Genomic DNA, 24873 nt, shown 5'->3' on the forward strand with positions numbered 1-24873 from the left:
TCCCGTAGGCCATTGACTTACACTCGCCAGACTGATGTGCTATCGATAGCAGGAGAAGGGTAGAGCCAATGAAGGTTCGACGCGTGGTTACCGGAAACGATGCCGACGGAAAGTCGGTCTTCCTATCGGATGGGGCTGTTCCGCACAGTCACGACTTCGAGTACATGCCCGGTCAGACGCAGACCCGCGTATGGTTCAGCAACGGTCCATCGCCGTCCACACCGCCAGGAACCGAGCCGACGAGTAATACAGGTCCGGTCGTTCCCGGCACAGGTGGAGCCAGCTTTGTGATCGTGCAGTATGCACCCGATTCGGTGGTCGCCGACCCGAACTTCGACGCCGAGGGCGCCAACGCCGAGTTTGCCGAGTACGCACCGGACATCGCCGCGGCCTCGGATCCCACCGAGCCGGGCATGCACCGCACGCCGAGCGTCGACTACGGAGTGGTGCTCGACGGCGAGATCTGGCTCGAACTGGACGACGGCGCGCAGACCCGGCTCACCCGCGGCGACACCATCGTCCAGATCGCGGCGCGGCATGCTTGGCGGAACAAGTCGGAGCGGCCGGCGACAGTCGCTTTCATCCTGACCGGGGTGAGCAGATGACGTGCACGCATCATGCGCAGTGCCCGCCACCCGAGCCGATGGATCGACCACGATGAGCACATCCTCCGGCCAATACGCCAATGAGGGGCTATTCGGGGAATTCATGCGGTCGATGTGCTCGCTCGACCGGGTTCGCCGCGCGCACGCCGCTCTCGCCGCCGGAGAGTCGATCGTCTTGGTGGACGACAACCCCGCGGGCACCGAGGGGCACCTCGTCCACGCGGCCCAGTTCGCAACGGCCGGGTCGATGGCCAAGACAATCCAGCACACCTCTGGGTTCGTCTGCGTCGCGCTCGACGGCGAGACCTGCGACCGACTCGACCTACCCCGCATGTGGAACGAAAAGCGCAGTCACACACCTGATTACACCGTGACCGTCGATGCCGCGGCAGGTACCGGTACGGGCATTTCAGCCGCCGACCGTGCGCACACAGCAGCGCTTCTGGCCCACCCCGAATCACGCGGGATCGACTTCACTCGGCCGGGCCATCTCGTTCCGATACGGGCCCGCGACACCGGAGAACTCGATTCGCCCGGGGTCGCTGAAGCGGTCGTGGATCTCCTGCGGTCCGCCGGGCTCCGACCCGCCGGCGTGCTCGGCACGCTGATAGGTCTCGGTGATCCCACCAGAACAGCGAGTCGATCCGAACTCGCCGAGTTCGCTCGCATCCATCGGATACCCCTTGTCGACATCACCGACATCCGCGTGAGTCGCATGCACATCGACTACCGCCTCGAACGGACCGCACACAGGCGCATCCACACCGAAAAGGGCGATTTCGACACGATCGGGTATACCGGCCGACCCGGCGATCACGAGCACCTCGCCATCGTCACAGCAGACCTCGCCCCCGCAGCAGCGGTGGACATACATGTCGCGAGTTTGCGCAGCCATACCGCCACAGCGCTTTTCGACATACACGACAATCTCTCGAATCTCGACGGCGCCGTTGGCGACACGCTATTCGTCTACCTCGAGCAACCAGCCGCGGCGCCCGACCGCCAGAACGAGGTGGACGCGGTGATCACACGGACCGTGGTCGCCCACATCCTCGATGACCTCGACCTCACCTCCACTGCAGGAGCTGCTGGTCACGACGCAATGACCGAAGTTCGCGACTGGACGTCCGCCTGATTGATCGGGCGTCGATCGGCGTGTCTTCTGCCGATAGCGGCGGGTTCTGGAACAATGCCGCACCACCAAGCGGCAAAAGTTGCTGCTGGCAGTTTTGGAGCTTTTGTCCGCGACCTTCGGGATTGTAGTTCAGCGCTTGCACTTGGCGCGGAAAGTCACGCTCCGCAGCAAAGTCTGGAGTAGCTGCCGGTGTGCAACGCGGCCTTTACTCGCAAGCCTTTCCGGTGCGACCGCCGGTGCACTGGTCTGGCAACGCCCCCAGGATCAGTGCCCAGGCGACATCGAATCGCAGGGCGTGTCAGCGTCGGCGCAGCTCCGCCGAGCGCCCGCCCCGTGGTCGACGCGGGCATCTGCAAGCATTCAGCAATAGCTTTGTTCGTTATCGCTGACTGTCCGACTCTCCGAAGTTTATGCGGAGGTTTCATGCTAGCGATCGCACGATAAGAAGCCATCAGAGGCGGGGCTGACTGCTCGCCCTGCCGTTGAGCTCGATGCTGCGATAGGCGAGATCCTTAACTCGGGCGCACCACATAAAATGTGGCTCACCCAGGGGGCAAGGGAAAGATTGGGGTGCTCAGCGCACCGATATACACGGCCGCGCCACTCATTGCTTCGGCCGGGACGCGCCGAACCCCACGCGGCTGCTGCGCGTCCTGAATAGACCCCTTCCCGTCTCGACGATGATGACCGGACTTGTGCTAACGATAGCACATTCGCTCGCTCGGTCAACGGTTCCGCAACGGGGAATCAGCCACTGTGTGCGTATTGCCGAGCCGCTTTCCGAGCGCCAGCAATTAATTCCGTCCTACATCTTGACGTGACGCGCGTAACAGTTCATGCTGACTGCCATCCACGACCGGGCGGCAGACCGTTGACTGCACCGCGGGCCCGTCCTCCCGCTTATCGAGCAAACCCCATCCGATTGCGGCCGGGTTGCCGTGTGCCGTTCCTCGGTCGTTCTCGCTCAATTCATCAGGTCTGCCGTGGTCCGCCGCGGCCTTTTCCGACAGGAGAAATTCACATGATCAATACGGCAACCGTCGACGGAGGCAGTGTTCCTGCCCGCGACATGGAGGACCCCCACCAGCTCCTCGTCCCCAAACTTGTGGTGGCGACGGGTTTCCTGGTGATGGCGGTGTCGTTCATGGTCAACGCCATGGACCGGCAGGTGTTCGCCCCGCTGCTGCCGACCATTCGCACGGAGTACGGGTTCTCGCTGGCGTCAGGTGGGCTGCTCGCCACCGGTTTCACCATGGGTATGGCGTTGGCCGGACTGCCTGCTGGATACCTGATGGATCGCTTTTCCCGCAAGACCGTCCTGCTGGTCAGCATCGTGATCTACTCTGTCGGCACACTGATCACCCCTCTGGCATCCGGTTGGGGCGACATGTTGGCCTACCGGATCTTGTCCGGGTTCGGCGAGGGCATGCAGGCCGCGGCTCTGTTCGCAGCGGTCGGCGCGTACTTCAACCACAGGCGTGGGCTCGCTCTCGGCGCGATCACCGTCGCTTTCGGGGGTGGGGTGTTCCTCGGCCCGCTCCTCGGCGTCCGCTTGGCGACCACGTATGGCACATGGCGGGCTCCCTTCGTGGTGTTCGGTTTGTGTGGACTGGTCATTGCGCTGATCGCCGCCTTCACGGTCAGCCGCCGGATGACCGAACGGGCGGTCGAAAAGACGATCAGTACCGGAAACTTCGACTACATGCCCGCGTCTCCGTACAACCGCAATACGTTCGCGCTGGCGATCAGCTCGGCGGTCGGTGGCGTGGTCCTCTACGGTTTTCTCGGTCTATACCCGACGTTTTTGGTCAAACAACTGCATCTCACCACCGCCCAGTCCGCGCTTGCTCTGAGCTTTGTGGGCTTCGGTGGCGCCGCTGGTCTGCTGGGTGGCTGGCTCGGCGACCGGGTCGATCAGCGCAAACTGCTGATCGGCAGCCACTTGGCGCTCTCGTTGATCGGCATTCTCATCTATCAGGTGCAGGGCACACTCGGTTGGCAGTGCGTGTTCGCCTTCTTGATGGGTGTCTTCGGTACCGGTTTCATGTTCCCCAACAGCAACAGTGCGATCCAGCGGGCGGTGCGGCCGAACCAGGTCGGGCGCGCTGCCGGACTGTTCGTCACCAGCTATTACGGGACCGCCGCATTCTCCGGTCTGCTCTTCGCCGCTCTCGTAGCGAGTTTCGGCTGGCGTCAGGCGGGTTTGTGGCAAGTCACGGTACTGCCGCTGGTCGCTGTCCTCGCATTGGTTTTCGTCCGAACCGCCCAATTCAACAACGCAGCCCGGCAACCCATGCACTGACGCCGTCCGTCACGGAGGCATTCTCGCCGACCAATTGGAAACCAATGGCCGGTTGGCTCAAATCATGTCGCGGTAATCACCGTGCACCCGGATGCGGAAGAACACGAAGACGCATTCTGATCTGCCGACCGCACTCCGCGGCAGGCATGCCGCGCGTTCGGCGCACCAAGCCCCAAGAGAAAAGATCTGAGAGGAAGAAACAACATGAGGAAAATCGTTGCGGTGGCCGCAGGTCTGGTCGCCGCGGTCGGGATCGCGTCCGGCGCGGCCGGTGCGCAGCCCGAGACCGAGGACGCGGTCGACTTCACCGCCTACGCCACCGACACCCAGTCCATCGTCACCACCGACGCCGGCTCGATGGTCGTCGAAGACGGCGTGTTCAAGGTCAAAGCCGTCAACGGCACGGTGCTCACCGGCATGCCGCTGAAGTTCCGGGTCGACGACTTCGAATTCCCGATCGCGGCCGACATCGCCGGTCGCACGGCGACCCTGACCCCGCAGTTCGACATGGCACACGCGACCTACAAGCCGGTCGCCCTGCCGTTCGAAGACAAGGCGCCCTGGAAGACCGAATACGACCGGGAGCAGGCCGCCTGGACCCGGCTGACCAGCACCATCCTGATGGGCGCCACGCTCGGCACCCTGGTCGGCGGCCTCGGCGGCGCCGCGGTCGGCTGCGTGCTCGGCGGCATCGCCGGCGCGACCGTCGCCTCCGCGACAATCGTCGGCCTGTTCGGCCCGTTCATCCCGGCCGCTGCCATCGGCTGCCTCGGCGGCATCATCGCCGTCGGCGCCCTCGGTACGGTCGTCGGCCAACTGCTGGTCACCGCGCCGATCGCAATCGGCGCGGCCATCCAGTACTTCTCCACGATCAATGCCCCAATGGGGGCGAAATGATCTGACCTGGTGAAACAGGTGGGCGGCCGAGAATGACTTGGAGGTTTGCGTTTTGGTGTGATTTAGCGCCTATTACATCGAGGGGACGTGCTCGAGGGACTGATCAGCTCCCTCGGGCACAGTCGTATGTGCGTCACGGTGGATTACTCGCACTCGGTGGCACGCCCCGGAGGGAACGAGCTGACGCGAGAACCGGCACTGCTGCCGCACAATTCAGGCGTGCGACCTAACCCATCCGCAACAACGGGCTGACGACACCCCGCGGCAGCCAGCGTGAAAGTTCAGCGGTCGCGGCAGAGTCCGCGGTTTCGCTCGCGAGCCACCGAGGTATCAGCTGCAACCGCCCCGGTCGCGCAACGGGATTACGCGGCGGGTCGGTCAATTGGATTGGTACCGAACCGACTGGATAGGGCCACAGTGCGTTCGAGGTCGGCGAAGGCACCCTGCGGGTGACGGCGCGCTTCGTCGAGGAAGCTGTCGCGCATCCGCGAGTCGAAGTCGAGGCGAGGATATGTACCGAGAATCCTGGAAAGATCGTCCCGCGAGATTTCTTCATGACCGAGTCCCGCTACATCGACGGCTGCGCCGGCCTGAATCACCCTGTACAGGGGAACTTGCTCGGCGATGAGGTTGGTGTGCCGCAGAATCGCCTCCTCCACCAGGCGGATTCGATCGGAATCCCACCCACGCATCTGCAGGAATCGGCAGGCGAGGTCTGCTCCTACCTGACCGAATTCATCGGCACCGCGGTGGGTGTCGGTGAGCCCGAGGTCGTGGATCATCGCGGCGACGAAGGCTGCTTCGTCGTCGATGTCCCGGTCGGTGACGATGCAACGACCGAACAGGTAGGTACGGTAGCTGTGATTGAACAGGTATGTGGGCGCCGCCTCGGCGGCGAGGTCGGCTGCCGCATGGGCGGTCGGCGAATCGGGAATCAGGGGGACCATCGAGAACTCCTGGAGGACGGGTAAATGGACAATCACGATCGTCAACCCGCCCCGTAGATGGCTGCAAGGACATTGTTGTGTCAGATTGAGCCATTCCTTCCCGTCCGAATCTGACATGTTCCCGTCCTTGCGGACCTGATCGCAATCCAGAAGACTGTGCCGGTGACGCCGCATCTTGTTGTGATCGCCGCCTTCGACGGAGTAGAGCTTCTCGACGTCGCTGGGCCGATCCAAGTGTTCACAACGGCCAGCCGCCTCGTCCACGCGGATGCTCCCGGCTATCGGACGCTGGTCGCGGGACCGGAGAAGGGTGTCGTCCGATGTGCTGGGGGCACATGCGTCGTCGCCGAGTCATCCTGGGACGAAGTAGCTCAGCAGATCGACACCCTGATCGTGCCCGGTGGCCTGTCGTTGGACGGGACGGCACCGAAGGTGCTGGTGGACGATGCGCTCATCGACTGGCTGGCAGTGCAAGCCCACCGGACGCCACGGATCGCATCGGTCTGCGCGGGAGCCCATACCTTGGCAGCGGCGGGTCTCCTCGATGGGCGACGCGCGACAACGCACTGGTCGACTACGTCCCAGTTGGTCGCCGAGCATCCCGACGTCCTGGTCGAACCCGACTCCATCTTCGTCCGGGACGAACACGTCTGGACATCGGCGGGGGTATCCGCGGGAATAGACTTGGCTCTCGCGTTGGTCGCCGCCGACCACGATGCCGAGTTGGCCCGCCGCGTCGCACGCTGGCTGGTGATGTATTTGCGGCGGCCGGGTGGCCAGAGCCAATTCAGTGAACTCTTGGTGCGCTCCACGGCCACCGACGCCCAGATCGCACGTCTGCAGGCGTGGATGCCGGACAATCTCACCGAGAACCTTTCCAACTCCGCGCTGGCACGCCGCGTCGGCCTCAGCGTTCGTCACTTCTCACGAGTATTCCGCGAGCAGGTGGGGGCCGCACCGGCGCACTATGTGGAGTCGATCCGGGTCGATGCGGCAGCACGCCGGCTCGTGCACACCGGCGATGGGCTGCGTTCTATCGCCCAGTCTGTCGGCTTCGGATCCATCGAGACACTGCACCGAGTCTTCAAGCAACACTTCGGCGTGGCCCCTGCCGTCTACCGTGAGCGCTTCTCCGGCTGACCGCCATGTCGATGCGACCTCGGCGCTGACCTCGCGGCCACTCGGACGAGAGCCGGGGCCGATGCGCGTCCACGCTGATACCCGCTCGACACAGCGCACGGCGATGTGCGGTAGCTGTGGCGGCCTCCCCTTGCGGGCATTGCTTGTGAGTCGCGCTCGAGGTCAGTGCCTTTGGCGCTGTCCGTGGTCAGCCGCGGAAGGCGGCGATGCCGGTGAGTTGTTCACCGATGACCAGGGTGTGCATCTCGCTGGTGCCCTCGTAGGTCAGCACCGTTTCGAGGTTGATAGCGTGCCGCATCGGGGAATACTCGAGGGTGATGCCACTTGCGCCGAGCAGGGTGCGGCATTCACGTGCGATCGCCAGGGCTTCCCGAACATTGTTGAGTTTGCCGAGGCTCACTTGCTGATGGGTGAGGGTACCTGCGTCTTTCTTTCGTCCGAGGTGCAGCGCCAGGAGCATGCCTTTGCCCAGTTCGAGGGTCATGTCGGCGAGTTTTTGCTGAGTGAGTTGGTATGCCGCCAAGGGCCGATCGAACACTTCCCGTTCCCGGACGTAGGCGATGGTCTGTTCGAGGCAGTCGCGGGCTGCGCCGAGGGCGCCGAACGCGATACCGAACCGTGCTTCGTTGAGGCAGGACAGCGGCCCGGACAGGCCGCGTGCCTCGGGCAGCAGTGCCGACCCGGGGAGGCGCACGTTGTCCAGGACCAGTTCGGACGTCACAGAGACGCGCAGTGACAGTTTGCGGTGGATGGTGTTGGCCGTGAAACCGGGTGTGCCGGTGGGGACGAGGAATCCGCGGATCCCCTCATCGGTTTGTGCCCAGATGGTAGCGACGTCGGCGATGGAACCATTGGTGATCCACATCTTGGTGCCATTCAGAATCCAGTCGCTGCCGTCACGTTTGGCGGTAGTGCGCATCCCGGCGGGGTTGGAGCCGAAGTCGGGCTCGGTGAGGCCGAAGCAGCCAATGGCCCGGCCCGACGCCAGGCGCGGCAGCCAGTGCTGTTTCTGTTCCTCCGATCCCCACCGGTAGATCGAATACATCGACAGCGAGCCCTGCACCGAGACCAGGCTGCGCAGGCCGCTGTCGCCGGCCTCGAGCTCCATGCAGGCGAGACCGTATGCGACCGCGCTGGTACCGGCGCAGTCGTAGCCCTGCAGGTGCATGCCGAGCAGTCCCAGTGAGCCGGCCTCGACGGCGATTTCCTGTGCCAACGTTGCGGACTCGAACCACCCGGCGATGTCGGGCCGCAGGCGCTCGTCGACGAACCGGCGCACGGTCGAGGCGATCTCACGTTCTTCGTCGGTCGGCAACGACTCGGTGTCGAACAGCTCTAACGGGGTAACGGGGGTGATGGCCATGAAAGTCCTTTCGGTGTTTCGCAGCAGAAGACCGTGCCCAGGGTCCGGCACGGTCCCCGCTGCGGGTCTGTTCAGGGGATGACGACGTAGTTGCTGAATCCGCCACGGCGGTCCTTCAGCCCGGAGATGGCGTGGTTGACCTCGGTGAGCGGGAAGCGTTCGTGTTCGAGGTAGGAGAGATCGAGCGTGCCGGTCTCGACCATGTGCGCCAGTTCCTGGCCCTGCGCGGTGCTGAACCAGTTCGAGCCGATGAGCTGGACCTGCTCGTCCATCAGCCATTTCATGTCGACCGGTACCCGGTCGGCCACTCCGCCGACGTTGACCACTTTTCCACCGCGCCGGACGCCGTACATCGAGTCCAGCATTGTCTCCGCCGAGGCCCGGGCGCCGAGCGCGCTGATCACGAAATCGGCGCCTTCGCCGTCGGTCAGCGCCTTCGCCCACTCGCCCGAGGGCTTGTCACCGAGCTTCAGGACCTCGATACGGTCCGGCGCCAAGAACTTGACACGCTGCAACAACTCCTCGTTGCGGCCGGTGCCGAGCACCCTCGCCACACCCATGGCCAGGGCGAGCATCGTCGAGGCGACGCCGAGGGTTCCGGTGATGCCGTCGATGAGGCCCACGGTGCCGGGTCCGGCGTCGGCCATCCGCAGGGCACCGTAGGAGGTGCCGATGTAGCCGAACCGGCCGGCCTGCTCGAACGAGATGTTGTCCGGCAGCTTCACCAGCGAATGCTGGGGGGCGGTCATGAATTCGGCGAAACCGCCGTAAGGGTAGAGGTCGAAGATCTTCTGGCCGTCGGGCGAGGTGCTGAAGTAGCCATTGAGGGTGAAGTAACGGCACCGGCTGAGCTGGCCGCCTCGACAGGAGTAGCAGCTGCCGCAGGAGCGCAGCGGATTGACGTATACCCGGTCGCCGGGCCTGGTCCTGATCACGGCTTCGCCGACCTCTTCTACGACGCCTGTGGCGTCCAGCCCGAAGATCGCGGGGAACTTGGCCAGCGGCTGCTGGGGGAACCAGGTCGGCCAATTGCTGATCACGTTGGCCATGTTCGGCACGATCCCGCAGGCCTTCACCCGGACGAGGACATCCGTGGGCCGGGGGGTGGGCACTTCGATCTCATCGATCGACATCGGTTTGCCGATCTCGTGCAGCCGAGCTGCGCGCATCAACGCCATTGGTGGTGCTCCTTTATTTACTGGAGTTCTGGAATGGTGGGCTCGCGGAATGTGATCGCCGCACCATGACGCAAGCCCTGCCGATGGGAATGCGCGTTAGCGCAGGTAACTGTCTTCGAGGTCGATATCGAGCAACCCCATGATGCGAACGCCGGAGTTGTACCAAGCGATGGTCAGTGCGAGCTCGACCATCTGCTTTTCATCGAGATGCGCGGCCACCTCGGCCCAACGCTTGTCGGTCACCTCGACTGCGGTGGTGGACTCCTCGGCCAGCCGCATCACCGCGCGCTCGACGTCATCGAAGACGTCGGAGTTCTCGAAGTCGCCGATGGCGGACAACTGCTCCGGCGTGACGCCCGCTTTGCGGGCATGCGACTGGTGATGGGCGATCTCGTACCGGGACCGGGTGGCATGCCCCACGGTCAGGATCGCGAGTTCCCGAAGTTTCGGACTGAGTTCGGAACCGTCCCTGAGCGCGTTGGCGTAGGACAGGAAGGCATCAAGCAGCACCGGCGCGTTCGCCAAAGCGCGGAAGATGTTGGCGGTCGGCATTTTCCGTTCCGCCTCGAGCCGATCCCAGAGCGCTTCGGTGTCTGCCGAGGCTTCGGTGCGGGCGAGGTACGGGACTCGTGCCATGGTGGTTTCTCCTGAATTTGTGAGCGGTCAGTCCGAGAGCTGCGACTGCAGGAATCGTTCGAGCGTCATCGGGTTCGGTGGAGTCTGGGGCGCCTGCTGCACGACGCCGTCGAAGGGCGATGCCTCGACGTACCACGCCTCTAGTGCGGGAAGGCCCCAGCGGGCGTTGGTGCTCAGGGACGCGGCATCCCAGCGCACCGGCTCGGTCTCGATGTCGATGGTCTGGTAATGACTGTTGAACACCTCGACCCGGTGCCCGTCGGGGTCGCGGAGGTAGACGAAGAGCATTCCGCCCGGACCATGCCGTCCGGGACCGCGTTCCACCGAATCGCCGTAGCCGAGGTTTCCAGCGATGTCGCACGCGGCGAAGAGGTCACGGCTTTCGGAGACCGTGTAGGCGAAGTGATGCATTCGGGGGCCCGCACCGGGGAAAACAGCCAGATCGAGGCAGGTGCCCTTGCGATACATGAAGGACCCCAGCAGATCGTCGCCGTGGGCCAGGTACTCCGAACTCCGGAATCCCAGTTCACTATAGAAAGCACACACCTGGGGGATGTCCGGCGCGAGGATCTGGAAGTGGTCGAGCCGCTGGGCGTGAGCGCCCTTGAACGCCTCGAACTCGATGTGCATCCGCGACTGCGTCTGCATGGTCGCGCACAACTCCAGCGGCGTTCCGCTCGGGTCGCGCACATGCAGCGTCCGGCCCTGATACGGCGCCTCGATCCATTCGGCCGGAAGATCGCGCTCGCGGAAGTAGTCATACGCGAGGTCGAGATCCTCATCGAAGAACACTCGGAAGCCGATCCGCCGGCACGTCCCACCCTCTTGTACCTGTTCGAGTACGAGGCTGTGGTGGCACGCTTCCTGCAGACCACGCAGGTAACACACGGAATCGTCTTCTTCGGTGACGACGAGGCCCAACACGTTCACGTAGAAGTTCCGGCTCTCGGCCAGATCGGACACGGTCAACCGGATATGACTGGCCCGGGTGACATTGAACGCGGGCCGGAGGTTTACGGGAGGCAACATCGGGTGGTACTCCAATCGGTATTTCGGGGCTTGTGGCCCTGGGTCAGTGGGCCGAGGTGGCGACGGCCGCCTGGTCGGAGGGGATACAGGATCGGGCGGTGACGAGGGCGCGGTCGCGACTTCGGAACCACCCTGTCGTTTCGCGGGTGAACAGCGCGGCAAGCACGGCAGCCAGCAGCATCATCGCGGCGAGGACGTAGAGAGCCACGTGATAGCCGCCCACGCTGGTAAAACCGCCACCGAGGTCTACGAGCAGTCCGACCAGGAGGGGACCAGCACCACCGCCGATCGCGAGACCGCCGCCGACGATCGAGCTGGCCACCCCGGTCGCGCTCGGCCTGGTGGAGTCGATCGCGACCGCATAGACCAAGGTGTAGGGAGCATTGATCGCCAAGCCGGTGAACAACTGCACGCCGATGAGCCATCCCACACTCGACGAGGAGTTCGAGAACAGGCAGAAACCCACTGCCAGCCAAAGGAATACGATGATCATCGACAGCTTGCGCCCGAGCCGGTCGGAGATCCATCCCCACGCGATCATGCCGAGGCCGCCCGTCACCGTGAACACGACACTGAACGCGGCTGCTCGCGCGAAGTCGTACTCGGCCACGAAGGCGAGGTACTGCGGCAACCAGAAACTCAGTCCGATGTAGCCGACGGTGGCGAACAGCCCGATTACGGCGACCAGGCTGATGTTCGGGTTGCGCAGGCACTGCATCAGCGCGCCCGCGTTCGCGGCGGTGTGCTCGGTCAGTTCGGTGTCGACCGGCCTGGTCTCGCCGACCGCGTCGAGGTGATCGACGACCGCACTGTACCGCTGCTTGGTGGCGAATCGCCAGTAGATGGCGAACACCACGATGACCGGGATGGGGAAGAGCAGGAATGGTAGCCGCCAGTTCGACGCACCGTAGGCGCCCAGCAGCCCGGCGACGATGAAGCCGCCGATCAGTGTTCCCCAGGGAAACCCGGTGTGGTGCAGTCCGAGTGCGAACCCGCGGCGCTCGCGCGACCACCACTCCGCTGCGGACGTGACTTCGACGGCCTCAGCCGCGCCGGCGATCGCGTGCGAGATCAACTGCAGGACCAGCAGTCCGCCCAGCGTGATCGTGAGCATGTCGAACCCGGTCAGAAAGGTGAACAGCACGTACCCGATTACCAACGGCAGGTGCCGGTATTTGCGTTTCCACCCGCGACCTCCGCGGTCGGCCCACAGCATCGCCGGGATGGCTATGAGCCCGGTCGCGGCGGTGACCGCGCCGGTGATCAGACCCATCTCGGCGGGGCTGGTGTGGAACTCGTCGGTGATCGGCGGCAGCACGTAGAAGATCAGCTGCCGGGAGTTCGCGTTGAGGGCGTAGACCAACCAGAGGAGCAGCAGGGACGACCATGCGTACGGGGAGATTCCGCGGATGAGTTTGCGGGCGCCGGTTCGGTTGGCGTCCCGGACCGCGTCGGTGTTGTGCATAGTGTGCCTCACATCGGTGTGACTGGATGTCGCGCGAGGGATGTCCATGTGTGACGGGCCCGGGAGCGGCAGGTGTTCGGTGGCGCGGTGTAGCGAGGGAACACGGCGCCGGACTCACGTAACGGCCAAGCGCCGGAACCGGCTGCCATGGAATACCAGTGGCGCTCGGTCGGGTTCGACCTTCAGACCGTGGATCCGCAGGAGAACGATCGTGTGGTCGCCACCAGGGAGTTCGGCGTATATCGAGCAGTTCAGCCAGAGGCCGGCACCGTGGATGTAGACGCTGTCGTCCGCCTCGGCGGACCAGTCGACGTTCGCGAAGCGATCGCCCTCCTTGCTGCCCAGCGACCGGCAGATCACGTCCTGTCCCTCAGCGAGCACGCTCACGCCCAGGCGTCGCAGCCCGCGCATTCTCGGCCAAGTCCGCGACATTTCCTGCACGCACACCGACACCAGCGAAGGTGCCAGCGAGACCGGGGTGAACGTGCTCGCCGCCATGCCCACCGGGGCACCGGAATCGAGCGCACAGACGGCTGCCACCCCGGAGGGGATGCAGGCCAGCGCCCGACGGAGATCGAGCGGATCCGTTGGTGTTTCGTCGAGTCGGTTCATTGCGGATCACCACCTCGGTGGAGCAGTGCGAATCGATCGCAAGTTGGCGAGGCGAGCGTTAGTAGCATGCGCATTACGGTTTCCTGTAGGGCAGACAATTGCCGGTCAGTTCTGGCCGGACAGGACCGCGCCCAGCGTCCGCATCGCGCCGTTGTTGCCGACCACGTGCTGGGAGACGCAGCGAATGTCCCGCCAGCGACGCTGCAGCGAATTCGTGTTGTAGAGCCCCGAACTACCGGACAACGTCATGATCTCGTTGAGGATCCGGATGCCTTCGTGGTGGATGTGCTGGGTGCCGCCGGTATAGCTGAACCACTCCGACGGAGTGGGCTCCTCCCCGGCAAGTGCCCGGCTCGTCACCGTCGCGGTGGTCCGCTGCGACAGGGCCGCCAGTGCCGCCGCGCGCAACTGCAGTTCGGCGAACTTCTCCTGGAATACCGGGTCCGCACCGAGCAGCATCCTCGGGTTGAACGCGGGACGTTTGCTGGCGGCCAGTTCGGCGAGATCGTCGAGTGCGCCATCCAGGGCGCCGAGAATGACCGCGTCGTGCGAGGCGCCGGTGGGTGTGTACGGAAGGTCGTAGATCGGAGCGGGGATATTGTTCGGGCCGAACAGGGAGCCTGTGTGGTGCTCGGGAACGAACACGCCCTCCATCGTGAAGTCGGTGCTCTGAGTCGCCCGCAGGCCCACCGCATCCCATGTGTCGAGGAACGTGACCTGCTCGGGATAGATGAGCGCAACCCGCATATCCGGGCGGCCGTCCGGTGCCGGGGCCGCACCCTCGATCATGAAGCCGGCCAGCATCCAGTCCGGGGTGAAGGGTCCGCTGGCCAGCGGCCATCGGCCGGTGATGCGATAACCGCCCGGCACGGGGGTCGCGCGGCCCTTCGGAGCGACCGCGCCTCGGAGCATCAGGTCGGCGCCGTTGGCGAACACCGCGTTCTCGAGCGTTGTACGGGGCAGTCCCCTGAGGAAGAACCAGGCCATCGAGGCCGCCTGAACAGTCCAGCCGACCGAGCAGTCTGCCCGGGCGATCTCGCGCACTACGTTCGCGCTCTCCACCAGCCCGAGTTGCTCACCGCCCCACGCCTTGGGCAGGGTCATCCGGAACGCACCGGCCTCTCGCAGGGCCGTGATGATTTCCGGCGGCACAGCTTGGGCCGCCTCACCTTCGGCGGCGCGCGCCACGATATCGGGAACAAGTGCGCGGACGCGGCCGAGCACGGTGTCGGAGGTCTCCTGCTGCGTGGCGGGGTCCAATAATGTGGTCACGATGGGCTCCTTAACTGGATCTGGCAGGTTGTCCCTGCTCGGTGGCGATCCGGCTTCTTCGTGTCGAGGACTTGTATGGATGAGACGTCTGCGTGTCGCGTCGGTCAGGCGAACGCGCTGGGCGGAAGGACGCGCTATGCTATCGATAGCACGGCGGGGGCCGATTCTAGAGGTCACACTTGACTCCCGATCATTTGCCGAGACTCGCGGTCGCCGCGTCTCCGATTGCTCGACCACCCGGGGTGCATACCCGAATGATTATGAGACTATAACTATGATCACATAGTCGTCAAGAGAAAACTGTGGCTGCCGCCACAAACAGGTAGGCCGGGCAATTCGAGCAGCGTGCGGCGCCCCGGCCTTCTGCTATCGCCTCCGGCGCGCCGGTCGGCGCATGTCGGCCGGCGGCGCGGTGCTGCCTCGTACGATCAGGGACCCCGGTGACACCGAGGTGTAGGGAGTGTCGTCGTCCGGCTCGGTCTTCAGTCGGCGCATGAGCCAGAGCCCACAACCCACAGCCATAGCCTGGATAGGCAGGCCCATCGTAGTGAGCCCGGGTCCCCACCAGGAAAAACCCGGCTCGTCGCCGAAGCCGACTACGGACACATCTTTCGGCACCACAACGCTTGTTCGGGACAGTTCCTCCAGGACGCCGCGAGTAAGCTGAATCGATCCGAGCACGATCCCGGTCGGGGCTGTCGGCTCCGCCAGTAGGCGGCGCACCGCCTGCCGCCCGTGTTCGATCGAGGACGGCGGCCCCAATTCGATTCGGGCGGCCCGAGCCGGAAGCTTGCCCTCGGAGAGAGCACTGCGGAACCCCCTCAGGCGCTCCGCGCCGGTGTGCAGCTCGGCCGGACCGCCGATGTAGCCGATCCGGGTGTGACCTTGCTCGACGAGGTGCATAGTGGCCTGACGCAGGACCTCGAAATCATCCACACCGAACCACTGTGGCCCGAGCGACGAATGCTTGCGCAGCAGCTGAACGTGCGGGATGCCCTGAAGCAGCTTGGCCGATTCGCTGTGCGGGCGCGCGGTCGGCACGATGACAACGCCGGACGCCCGGCTGGCCGATAGCTCACGTAGGTGCCGCAGCTCGACCATTCGGTCGTCATCGGTTTCCGACAGCATGAGCTGGAAGCCCTGCGATTCCAGGTTCTTCGACAGCTCGTGGGCGATGGTGGAATAGAAACTGTTGCGGATGTCGGGGATCACCAGCCCCACCACTTTGCTGGAGGCTCCTCGCATCATCCGTGCGGCACGATTGGCCACGTATCCCATCTCGGCGGCGGCCTGGCGGACTCGGAATTTCGTCTGCTCGCTGATGCGGTGGTCATCGGCGAGCGCCCGGCCCACCGTCGAGACGGAAAGGTCGAGGCGTTCGGCAATATCTTTGGTGGTGACCACTCGCTGCCCGATCCTCCCGAGTTGCACAAAGTTTTGTTGTCGGCGACGCACCAACGGAGCCGATGACCGCAGCAACGCGACCTATCGGACCAGCACGCGCAGTCGGTGGCTGTCGCAGCCGAAATCGCGACTCGCGACCACATCGATATGCGGCTCAGGTGCTGCACTCCACCCGTGCTGCCGTGATCTGATTTCGGGCGGTCCGATTCGCGACGACGACAGTGCTAACGATAGCCGACTGTCCGATCGCGCTGACGATCGGAATCGTGGCTACATGGGTGCCTGCTCGCCGCCTTGGCGGAGTTGGACGAGCCCTGCCTCCACCTTGCGGAGCAGAGCAACGGTCGAGTCGAGGTCCGCGGTGTCGCCGGTGGCCGCGTAGACGCATTCGGACCACAGCTTGCGCACCAGCGCGTAATTACTCGTCCCCTGGGCGGTCGGATAGATCTCCACCTCACGGCCGTCCGCAGCACTGCTACGCCGCTCGACCAGCCCCTTGCCCTCCAAACTACGCAGCACCGTGCTCAGATTGGTGCGCTGCAAACCCGACGCGTGCGCGACCCGGCTCGGCGTGGTTCCCGGGTGACGATGCAGATAACGCATCACCGTGCCCTCCGACGGCGTCAACGACACCGCCTCCGGGTTGACGTAGGCGGAGAACTTGATCTCCCGCGAGATGGCGAACACCAGATCAGCGAAGTCGGCCCACTGATCCGCCGATGCCTTCGACACGCGCCGCCGGCCCCGGCGACCTGGATCGTCTCCCACGAACGCCATCATACTACTTTCAAAATCATAGCTATTAATAAATAGCTAACTACCACGGGCTGAGAGTTCGCTGGCATTCACCAGGTGAACCCGGCATCGGCTCGCCGCTTCCGCACCCGGCCGAGCCGGGCCTGGACCGCAGTCGGAACCGCACGCGCTGCAACAGCGGAAGCAGTTGCGGACCAAGGTTCCTGGCAGGATGTGGTGATGGCCGATCAGAGCATTCGACGCTCACCGCGGGTCACCATGTCCTCGACCTATGTCCTGGCCGCATTGGTGGTCCTGGGTGTCATCGTTCAGTCGCAGCTGGTCCGGGTGGTCGGCGCGTCGGCGCGTCTGCAGACCGCGATGACGGTGTTCGTCGGTGTCTTCGTCCAGGCGGTGCCTTTCCTGGTGCTCGGGGTCGTGGTCAGCGGGTGTATCGCGGCGTTCGTCTCGCCCGCTCTACTGCGGAAGGTGCTACCGCGCAATGAGCCTGCGGCGATTGGTGTGGCGGGGTTGGCCGGGATGGCGCTGCCCGGTTGTGAGTGCGGTGTGGTGCCGGTGGCTCGCCGGCTGATCGATCAGGGTGCGCCGAGTTCGGTGGCGGTTGCGTTTCTGCTGTCGGCACCGGCGATCAACCCGGTCGTGCTGGTCGCCACGGCGGTGGCGTTTCCCGGTGAGCCGGGAATGGTCGGAGCGCGATTCACCGGCTCGCTTGCGACCGCTGTCGTGATGGGTCTGCTGTGGTCGCGGATCGGGCGGCCGGGCTGGATGCTGCCGCACGGCGGGCACGATCACTGTGTGACCGGCCGAAGCCGCTGGGAGGTCTTCACCGAGGCGGCGCGGCATGATCTGTTGCAGGCGAGCGCGTTTCTCGTGCTCGGCGCCGCGGCGGCGGCAGCACTCCGGGTGCTGGTCCCTCCCGTCTGGTACGAGCGGTTGGCCGGGCAGATGGTGATCGCGATCGTGGTGCTGGCGGTGCTGGCCCTCGTGCTCGCCCTGTGCTCGGAGGCCGACGCGTTCGTCGCCGCGAGCATGTCGAGCTTGCCGCTGCTGCCGCGGGTGGTGTTCCTCGTCGTCGGCCCGGCGGTCGATGTGAAGCTGTTCGCCATGCAGGCCGGGAGTTTCGGACGGCGGTTCGCAATCCGATTCTCGCCATTGACCTTTGGAGTTGCCATCGTGTGCGGTACGGTCGCCGGGTACCTTTTTCTCGGGGGTGCGCGATGAATCGAGAGACGCAGAACCTGCTGCTGCTGTTGATCGGTGGCGCGGTGCTGTGGACCGCGCTCGACGGCAGTTACCTGCGTTATGTGAAACCCGGTTTGTTTCCCTTCTTGGTGATCAGCGGCGTGGGCTACCTCCTGCTCGGGCTCATCGCGATCGTTCGCGATCTCCGGCTCGGCGAGGAGTCCGCCGACCATGAGCACGGCACCGGCCGAGCACAGTGGTTGCTGCTGGCACCGGCCGCGGCGCTGCTGCTCATCGCCCCACCGGCGCTGGGCGCCGGTGCCGCGACCACCGCGTCCCCGGTCCGAGTGGTGTCGCAGACCGCGGCGGACGAGCCGAAAGTCCGTCCGTTCCCGCCGCTTCCTGACGAGCCCGCACCGACCCTGACGATCTATGAGCTAGTGAATCGGGCATTGCTCGACTCCAACCATTCACTCGACGGCCGCGAGGTGACCATCAGCGGCTTCACCCTCGGTGTCGAGGACAGCGGACAACCGCGACCGCCCGGCATCGATCTCGACCTGGCGCGCGTCCTGATCACCTGCTGCGTGGCCGACGCCCGATACATCTATGTCCACCTGTCCGGGATTGCGGAACCGATCGAGAACGACACCTGGCTAGAGGTTCGCGGCGTCGTCACCCCGGGCAGCGCGCACCACGACCCCGCCCAGACACCGACCTTGGTCGTCACCGATTTCCGCGCGATCCCTGCCCCTGATCGCCGATACGAGCACTCCCGGTGAGAGCTAGGTCCATCGGCAACCGTCCGAGCGGCTCGGAAACGTACAGCTTCCTGGGCGTACGCCTTCCGCGCTATCGCCGGATCGGCTGGGGCTCAGGCGCAGGCCGAGCCTCGGCCGCTCTGGCCGACGCCTGCGAAGCCACCGCGTCAGCCTGCTTCCCGTGCTCGATCAATAGATGTACACCACCGCGTTTTCGCCGCCACTGCACGTGACGACCTGGCCTTCGGACTGGCAGTTCATCGTGTAGGCCCGGCCGGTGACCGGACTGGTCGCGATCACTGTGCGCGGGGCGTCGCGGGCCGCGTTCTGCGCGGTGCCGAGTTCGGCATAGGACCTGCGCACCTCTTCGGCGAACGCGCAGCTGGTTACGGCGGTACCCGCCGCTGACTGGGTGAACGTCCCGGCGACGGCTTGGCCTTGGCCGCAGGGCTTCGCGGCCGCGGGCAGCGTGACCGGTGTCGGCTTGGCCGAACTGGACGCGGCGGACGAGGTCGACGGGCCGCCCGGCGACCGGGTGGGGCTCACCCCTGGAGTCGGCGTGCCGGACTGTCGTCCCGCGGAGGTCGTCTCGACACCACCGGAGCCGAGCGACTGCCAGGCGATCGCACCGCCGACGGTCACCGCCACGATGGCGAGCACCGCGACCATGATAGGCAGCGCGATGGAACGTCCGGAACGCGAAGAGTAATCGGCGTCGTCGTAGTCGTAGGGACCGTACCCTGGGTCGTCGCGGCGCGACGGGTAGTCGGCACGAGTCGGATAGTCATCGTGTGATGTGTAGTCCGCCTGCGGCTGGTCGTCGCCTTGCGGCTGGCCGCCGGAGCGTGCCGGATAATCGCCCTGCGCCGGATAGTCGGCATTCGGCGGAAAGTCGACCCCTTCCGGGTAGTCGGCACGCGCTGCTGGATAGTCGCCCGGCGGCAGGTGATCACCACGCGCGGAACGGTCACCCATCGGCGGGTAGTCGGCACGGGCCGGATAGTCGCCCTGCGGCGGATAGTCGGTACGGGTCGCGTGACCGTCCGGCCTGGCTTGGGCTGGTGCCAGGTATCGGGTCGGTGCCGCGGGGTCCGGTGCGACTGGATATCCGGATGCGTCTTCCAAGTCGCGCGGGCCGGTCGGGAGACCGTGATCCGGATACTGCCCGGTCTCCGGATAGTTCTCGGCTCCCGGATGCGGAGGAGTTTCGGCGAACGCGGAAAAGGCCGGTGCCTGCGAGGACATCTCGGAATACGCCTGAACCGTGGTCGTTTCCGGGTACGGCTGCGTGGCCTCAGGGTGCGTCGCTACGCCTGGAGCCGGGATCTCCGCCGATGAGTACTTCGCATACGCCTGCGTGGCGGGTTCATGCGGTGCGTAACCTGCGTAACTGCCCGGATACCCCTGCGGCGCAGGCGGCGAATAGCCCTGCGCCCGCGCATATCCCGCCGACTCCAGATATGCCTCGGTCTCGGGATACAAGTGCGCGTCCGGGAAGGGACGCATCGGAGGCAGTCCCCCCTTGGGCGGGGACGGCGCGCTCGCCACCAACGGCACCGGAGGCGGTTCGTCCGCCGATGGAAGCGGCGTGAACTGGGTTTCCGTCGGCCGCACGACCGTCGGCGCACTGGGGTGGATCACGGCGGCGACCGACAGCTCACCCGTCGATTCCGGCGAAACCGCCGCACCACTCGCGGTCGGCTCACCTGGTCGCTGCGCTCGGTCGGGCGCGCGGACCACGAGCATCGGACCGGTGGACGGCGCAGGAGCGAGAGCGGCTCGGGCGGCCGCGGCCAATGCGGTCGCGGCCGGGAAGCGGTCGGCCGGGTCCTTGGCCATGCCGCGGGTGATCACCTCGTCCAACGCGGGCGGAATCCCGCGCGCTTGCGCGCTCGGTCGTGGCGGCGGATCGGAAATATGCGACTTGATCAGCACATTCATGCTGTTCGCCGGGAACGGCGTTGCTCCGGTCAGGCATTCATGCAGCACACATGCCAGCGAGTAGACGTCGGCGCGGCCCGTTACCGGCCCGACGTCGAAACGCTCCGGGGCCATGTAGATATACGAGCCGACCGCCATGCCGACCAGGGTCACCGCGCTGTCGCCCTCGGTGTGCGCGATCCCGAAATCGGCGAGATACGCGAAATCCTCGTCCGTGACCAGGATGTTCGCCGGCTTCACGTCGCGGTGCACCAAGTTGGCCGCGTGCGCGGCGTCCAGTGCCGAGGCGATCTGTTCGACGATGCCCACCGCGCGAGCGGGAGTCAGCGGCCCCTGGCCGCGCAGCAGAGTACGCAGGTCGACGCCACGCACCAGCCGCATGTCGATGAACAAGACACCGTCGATCACGCCCCAATCGTGGATCGGGATGACGTGCGGCTCATCCAGCCGAGCGGCGGCCTGCGACTCGCGCCGGAAACGCACTTGGTACATCGGGTCTTTGGCGAGTTCTTCCGACAGCAGCTTGACCGCGACCAACCGGTCCTTCAGCGTGTCGTAGGCCTCATAGACCTCGCCCATTCCCCCTTTGCCCAGCAACGACCGCAGTTCATACGGCCCGAACCGCGTGCCGGTTCTCGGCCCGGACTCCTGCACCCGTCATCCTCCACATCCCGAGCAGGGATCGCACACCAGGATCACGCGATCCGCGACCGGAGCCCACCCGTCAACGAGTGGATTCTCCGGGTGTCACCACTCCGTGGTCAAACGCGAACACGATCGCCGCGGCCCGATCCCGGAGTTCGAGCTTACCGAAAATATGTCCGACATGGCTTTTCACGGTCACTTCCGAGATGCCGAGCTCGCGAGCGATTTCCGCGTTCACCCGGCCGCGACCGATCAGTTCGAGCACCTCGTACTCACGGGCGGTCAGTTCGGACAGGCGAGCGTCGGATCGGGTGTTCACCGGCCGCACCGTGCGGTAGGCCGACAGCACGCGACCGGTGACCGACGGGTCGAGCCAGGCTCCGCCGCCCGCGACCGTCCGCACCGCGCGGATGAGGTCCTCGGCGGGTGAGTCCTTGAGGATGAATCCGGCGGCACCGGCTCGCAGCGCGCCGGACAGCAGCTGGTCGTCGTCGAAGGTGGTGAGCACCAGCACCGGCGGGGCACCGTCGCGGCCGCGCAGCATCCGGGTGGCATCGATGCCGCCCACACGCTTCATGCGCAGATCCATGAGCACGACGTCGGGATGGAACTCCGCGACGGCGGCGGGCACCTCGTCCCCATCGGCGCATTCGGTCACCACGAATCCATCGCGCCGGCGCAGGATGCGCCGCAGGCCGCCGCGCACGAGTTCCTGATCGTCCACCACCAGCACGGTCACAGCGGATTCGCCACTCGCGGGCGATGTGAGGCTCACGACTGTGCCTCGCAGGCACTCGGCTCCGACGTGTGCCACAGCACGCCATGTCCTCGGTTCACTCGATGACGCTCCCGCACGACACCGCCCCGCCGGCAGTCGGCTCCATCGTGCGCCACAGCGCGCCGTGTCCTGGGCTCGAGCGGACGCTGCCTCACACACCCTCCCGTGGTGTCGTCATGATGCCCGGCAGTATCGAACACGAGAATCCACCGCGACCGGGCGCGAGCGGAATCCCTGCGCGCACCGACCAGCCGTGGTCGTTCGGGCCGACCGTCATCCGGCCGCCGAGCAATTCGGCGCGCTGCCGCATGCCGGAGACGCCCATTCCCGTGCCGCGTTGTGGCAGCACCCCGGCAGGCAGGGTGTTGTCCACCGACAGCGTCACCATGGTCGCGTCCACCGCGATCCGTACCGAGGCAGACGCACCAGGCGCGTGTTTGACGACGTTCGCCAGCGACTCCTGACTGATCCGGTACAGCGCCAGCCCGACGGCGGGCGACACCGCACCGAGGTCGCCCTCGCATTCGTAGCGCACGTCCAACCCGGCGCGCACGAAATCGCCGACCAAGTCCTCGACGTCCTCCACGCTCGGTTCCGCGACCTGTTTCCACGGCCGCGCGTCGAGCAGGCCGACCGTGCGGCGGATATCGGCCATGGCCTGCCTGCCGAGTCGCTCGGCGTCGGTCAGCGCCGCCACGGCCTCGTCCACGTCACGGTCGGTCTGCAGCGCGTGCCGTGCGGCGGTGAGATGCAGCAGGGTCACGCTCAGCGAGTGCGCGATCACGTCGTGCACTTCGCGGGCGATCCGGTGCCGCTCCTCGTCGGCGGCCTGCGCCGCGCGAATGTCCTGGTAGCCACGTTCCTGGTAGAGGAATCGGCGCTGGTACTGCATCATCAGCCCGGCCATCCAGCCGAACGCGATACCGACCAGGTAGGTCGGCAGCCCCTCCCACAGGTGGCCGATCGCGTCGAACGCGACCAACTGCAGCATCATCGCCACCGTGACCGGAATGCTCACCCGTTTGGGCGCGATCGCCGCGATCTCACCCGCGGCAGCCACCAGCACGAACGGTGCGAAGTCGGCGCTGACGGGTTGGGCGAGGAAAAGCGCTTCCGCGGCCATGGCCAGCACACCGAGCAGCAACGGGCGGGGCATGACGCCGAAAAACGCGTACAGCGGCCCGAAGGCATAGGTCAGCAGCACCGCGATGATCGGAAGCACGGTCGGGAAGTACTCGTGCCGCTGCACCGCGGCCGCCACCGCGACAACGAGGACGGCGAGATCGATGCTGATGATGACCGATGGCGGGTAGTCGAACGGCAACTGCTCGACATTGCGCCGGAACGCAGCCACCGGATGGCGCCCGAACTCGGCGCACCGCTGCCTGGTGCGCAGCAGCGCAGCGCGCACCCGCCCGGTTCGCGGCGCATCGGGCGGTGCTTCGGAGACGCCGGTCACACCCATTCTGCAAGGCTAGCCGCCGCCGGCGCGGCGGTACATCGTCCCGCGAGCGGGCCGCCACTCCTACCGTGGTCGGAGACGTATTCGGGTCCCTGGCACGACGACAACGGGACCTTCGCGTCCGTACCGTGAGCGGTAGTTCACCGACGGAAGGCGAAGGCCATGTCCTGGACAGATCAGCACGCTCGAACCGACATCGTGCACACCGTGCTCACCCGCGCGGCGACCGATCCCGCCAGTCCCGACTTGTTCGCGGGGATCCCCGACCTGGAGCGGCTGTTCGGTGGCGCGGAAGGGCTGCTGCTCACGCTCCGCTATCGGTGGAACATCCATTTCGACGCGAAACTCGAGCAGGGACTCACCGAGGTCGAGGCGTACCTCGAGCTGACCACCGAACAGCCGGTGCTGCGCGCGGTGCTCGATGCACAGTATGGTCGCCGCAACCACGCGTCGGAGGCCATGGCGCGGTAGCGCGCAAGGAACGAAGAACTGTTGATCGACCGAAACGAAACGGGGGACAACGATGTCTGATCCGGCGATGCTGGAATTATCGGGCGTGACGAAGGAGTATCGGGTCGGCGGTCAGGCCGTCCGCGCCCTCGACGAGGTCGGCTTGCGGATCGAGGCTGGTGAATTCACCTCGATCATCGGGCCGTCCGGTTCCGGCAAGAGCACCCTGCTGCACCTGCTCGGTGCGCTGGACACGCCCGACGCGGGCTCGATCCGGTTCCGGGGCGAGGAGATCGGCGCGCTCGACGAGGAGCAGCAGTCGCGCTTCCGGCGCCATCAGGTCGGTTTCGTCTTCCAGTTCTTCAACCTGCTGCCCACACTGTCCGCATGGGAGAACGTGGCGATCCCGAAACTACTGGACGGCACCGGTTTGCGTAAGGCCAAGCCGCGCGCGCTGGAGCTGCTCGACCGGGTCGGCCTCGCCGAGCGAGCCGAACACCGGCCCGCCGAGTTGTCCGGCGGTCAGATGCAGCGTGTCGCGGTGGCGCGGGCGCTGATCATGAACCCGCCGCTGATCCTGGCCGACGAGCCCACCGGAAACCTGGATTCCAAGACCGGCGCCGCCATCCTGGAGCTGCTCGGCGAGATCGCCGAATCGGGCAATTCGGTGGTGATGGTGACCCACGACATGGGCGCGGTGACCTACTGCGATCGAGTGATCACCCTGCGCGACGGCCGGATCGGCTCCAACGACAGGGTCGAGCGGACGGTCAACGCATGAGCGAGCGCCGCGAGCGAATCATCGACACAGCGGGCACCCCGCATGACGGAGCCGAGCGTCAGCGAGGCGCAGTCATGAGGGGTCAGGGCTGGAGGCGGCAGCGGAGCGTGACCACGCAGGGCCCCGCTCACG

21 protein-coding genes and 1 pseudogene are annotated in these 24873 nt (G+C 65.7%); 9 read left to right on the top strand and 13 right to left on the bottom strand.

Features of this window, described 5'->3' with window-relative positions; translation table 11 throughout:
• Positions 1-287 precede the first annotated feature (287 nt).
• From AB0M45_RS23390 to AB0M45_RS23405, 4 genes are all read left to right on the top strand, one after another.
• Positions 288-605 (top strand): cupin domain-containing protein, encoded by a 318-nt coding sequence (locus AB0M45_RS23390; RefSeq protein WP_364332880.1) that lies wholly within the window; start codon positions 288-290, stop codon positions 603-605.
• A gap of 52 nt (positions 606-657) precedes the next feature.
• Positions 658-1740, top strand: coding sequence for a 3,4-dihydroxy-2-butanone-4-phosphate synthase (locus tag AB0M45_RS23395; protein WP_364332883.1), 1083 nt, complete (start codon positions 658-660; stop codon positions 1738-1740).
• A gap of 1021 nt (positions 1741-2761) precedes the next feature.
• Positions 2762-4042, top strand: coding sequence for an MFS transporter (locus AB0M45_RS23400; protein WP_364332887.1), 1281 nt, complete (start codon positions 2762-2764; stop codon positions 4040-4042).
• Positions 4043-4246: 204 nt separating this feature from the next.
• Entirely contained in the window at positions 4247-4939 is a 693-nt protein-coding gene (locus AB0M45_RS23405) for a hypothetical protein (protein WP_364332890.1), read from the top strand.
• Positions 4940-5301: 362 nt separating this feature from the next.
• On the opposite strand, the gene AB0M45_RS23410 is transcribed toward AB0M45_RS23405, so the two are convergent.
• Positions 5302-6003 carry an HD domain-containing protein gene (locus tag AB0M45_RS23410; protein WP_364332893.1) on the bottom strand — a complete coding sequence of 234 codons (702 nt, stop codon included), beginning with the start codon at positions 6001-6003 and terminating at the stop codon, positions 5302-5304.
• A gap of 45 nt (positions 6004-6048) precedes the next feature.
• Here AB0M45_RS23410 and AB0M45_RS23415 point away from each other — a divergent pair, with 45 nt between their 5' ends.
• Positions 6049-7026, top strand: a complete 978-nt coding sequence (locus AB0M45_RS23415; RefSeq protein WP_364332896.1) for a GlxA family transcriptional regulator — start codon at positions 6049-6051, stop codon at positions 7024-7026.
• Between the two features lie 187 nt (positions 7027-7213).
• On the opposite strand, the gene AB0M45_RS23420 is transcribed toward AB0M45_RS23415, so the two are convergent.
• The 9 genes from AB0M45_RS23420 to AB0M45_RS23460 all read right to left on the bottom strand — a co-directional run bounded on the left by AB0M45_RS23420 (position 7214) and on the right by AB0M45_RS23460 (position 16762).
• Positions 7214-8389: an acyl-CoA dehydrogenase family protein gene (locus tag AB0M45_RS23420; RefSeq protein ID WP_364332899.1), complete on the bottom strand. Its 1176-nt coding sequence runs from the start codon at positions 8387-8389 to the stop codon at positions 7214-7216.
• A 71-nt stretch (positions 8390-8460) separates the two neighbouring features.
• A complete protein-coding gene (locus AB0M45_RS23425) occupies positions 8461-9567 on the bottom strand; it encodes an alcohol dehydrogenase catalytic domain-containing protein (protein WP_364332902.1) in 1107 nt (368 codons plus the stop codon).
• Between the two features lie 96 nt (positions 9568-9663).
• Positions 9664-10203 (bottom strand): carboxymuconolactone decarboxylase family protein, encoded by a 540-nt coding sequence (locus tag AB0M45_RS23430; protein WP_364332905.1) that lies wholly within the window; start codon positions 10201-10203, stop codon positions 9664-9666.
• 27 nt (positions 10204-10230) lie between these two features.
• Positions 10231-11232: a VOC family protein gene (locus AB0M45_RS23435; RefSeq protein ID WP_364332908.1), complete on the bottom strand. Its 1002-nt coding sequence runs from the start codon at positions 11230-11232 to the stop codon at positions 10231-10233.
• Between the two features lie 43 nt (positions 11233-11275).
• Complete coding sequence (locus tag AB0M45_RS23440; protein ID WP_364332911.1) at positions 11276-12697, bottom strand: MFS transporter; 1422 nt, start codon at positions 12695-12697, stop codon at positions 11276-11278.
• Between the two features lie 114 nt (positions 12698-12811).
• Positions 12812-13309 (bottom strand): flavin reductase family protein, encoded by a 498-nt coding sequence (locus AB0M45_RS23445; RefSeq protein ID WP_364332914.1) that lies wholly within the window; start codon positions 13307-13309, stop codon positions 12812-12814.
• Positions 13310-13414: 105 nt separating this feature from the next.
• Complete coding sequence (locus AB0M45_RS23450) at positions 13415-14581, bottom strand: acyl-CoA dehydrogenase family protein (protein WP_364332917.1); 1167 nt, start codon at positions 14579-14581, stop codon at positions 13415-13417.
• Positions 14582-14947: 366 nt separating this feature from the next.
• Positions 14948-15985 (bottom strand): LacI family DNA-binding transcriptional regulator, encoded by a 1038-nt coding sequence (locus AB0M45_RS23455; RefSeq protein ID WP_364332920.1) that lies wholly within the window; start codon positions 15983-15985, stop codon positions 14948-14950.
• Between the two features lie 270 nt (positions 15986-16255).
• Positions 16256-16762 (bottom strand): MarR family transcriptional regulator, encoded by a 507-nt coding sequence (locus tag AB0M45_RS23460; protein WP_364332923.1) that lies wholly within the window; start codon positions 16760-16762, stop codon positions 16256-16258.
• 198 nt (positions 16763-16960) lie between these two features.
• Here AB0M45_RS23460 and AB0M45_RS23465 point away from each other — a divergent pair, with 198 nt between their 5' ends.
• Positions 16961-17962 (top strand): permease, encoded by a 1002-nt coding sequence (locus AB0M45_RS23465; protein ID WP_364332926.1) that lies wholly within the window; start codon positions 16961-16963, stop codon positions 17960-17962.
• Complete coding sequence (locus AB0M45_RS23470; RefSeq protein ID WP_364332928.1) at positions 17959-18705, top strand: TIGR03943 family protein; 747 nt, start codon at positions 17959-17961, stop codon at positions 18703-18705. Before AB0M45_RS23465 ends, AB0M45_RS23470 begins: the two co-directional genes overlap by 4 nt.
• Before the next feature lie 1746 nt (positions 18706-20451).
• Here AB0M45_RS23470 and AB0M45_RS23475 read toward each other — a convergent pair.
• The 3 genes and pseudogenes from AB0M45_RS23475 to AB0M45_RS23485 form a co-directional block, all read right to left on the bottom strand.
• Positions 20452-21279 (bottom strand): annotated as a pseudogene (locus AB0M45_RS23475) (serine/threonine-protein kinase); the annotation flags it as partial.
• Positions 21280-21349: 70 nt separating this feature from the next.
• Positions 21350-22003 (bottom strand): response regulator transcription factor, encoded by a 654-nt coding sequence (locus AB0M45_RS23480; protein WP_364333095.1) that lies wholly within the window; start codon positions 22001-22003, stop codon positions 21350-21352.
• 196 nt (positions 22004-22199) lie between these two features.
• Complete coding sequence (locus tag AB0M45_RS23485) at positions 22200-23513, bottom strand: histidine kinase (RefSeq protein WP_364332931.1); 1314 nt, start codon at positions 23511-23513, stop codon at positions 22200-22202.
• A 159-nt stretch (positions 23514-23672) separates the two neighbouring features.
• Between AB0M45_RS23485 and AB0M45_RS23490 the strand changes: the two genes are divergently transcribed.
• Positions 23673-23981 (top strand): hypothetical protein, encoded by a 309-nt coding sequence (locus tag AB0M45_RS23490; protein ID WP_364332934.1) that lies wholly within the window; start codon positions 23673-23675, stop codon positions 23979-23981.
• Positions 23982-24033: 52 nt separating this feature from the next.
• Positions 24034-24741 carry an ABC transporter ATP-binding protein gene (locus AB0M45_RS23495; RefSeq protein WP_364332937.1) on the top strand — a complete coding sequence of 236 codons (708 nt, stop codon included), beginning with the start codon at positions 24034-24036 and terminating at the stop codon, positions 24739-24741.
• The last annotated feature ends 132 nt before the right edge of the window (positions 24742-24873 follow it).

Origin of the sequence: Nocardia sp. NPDC051787 (genome assembly GCF_040681325.1) — a bacterium.
Lineage (GTDB): Bacteria > Actinomycetota > Actinomycetes > Mycobacteriales > Mycobacteriaceae > Nocardia.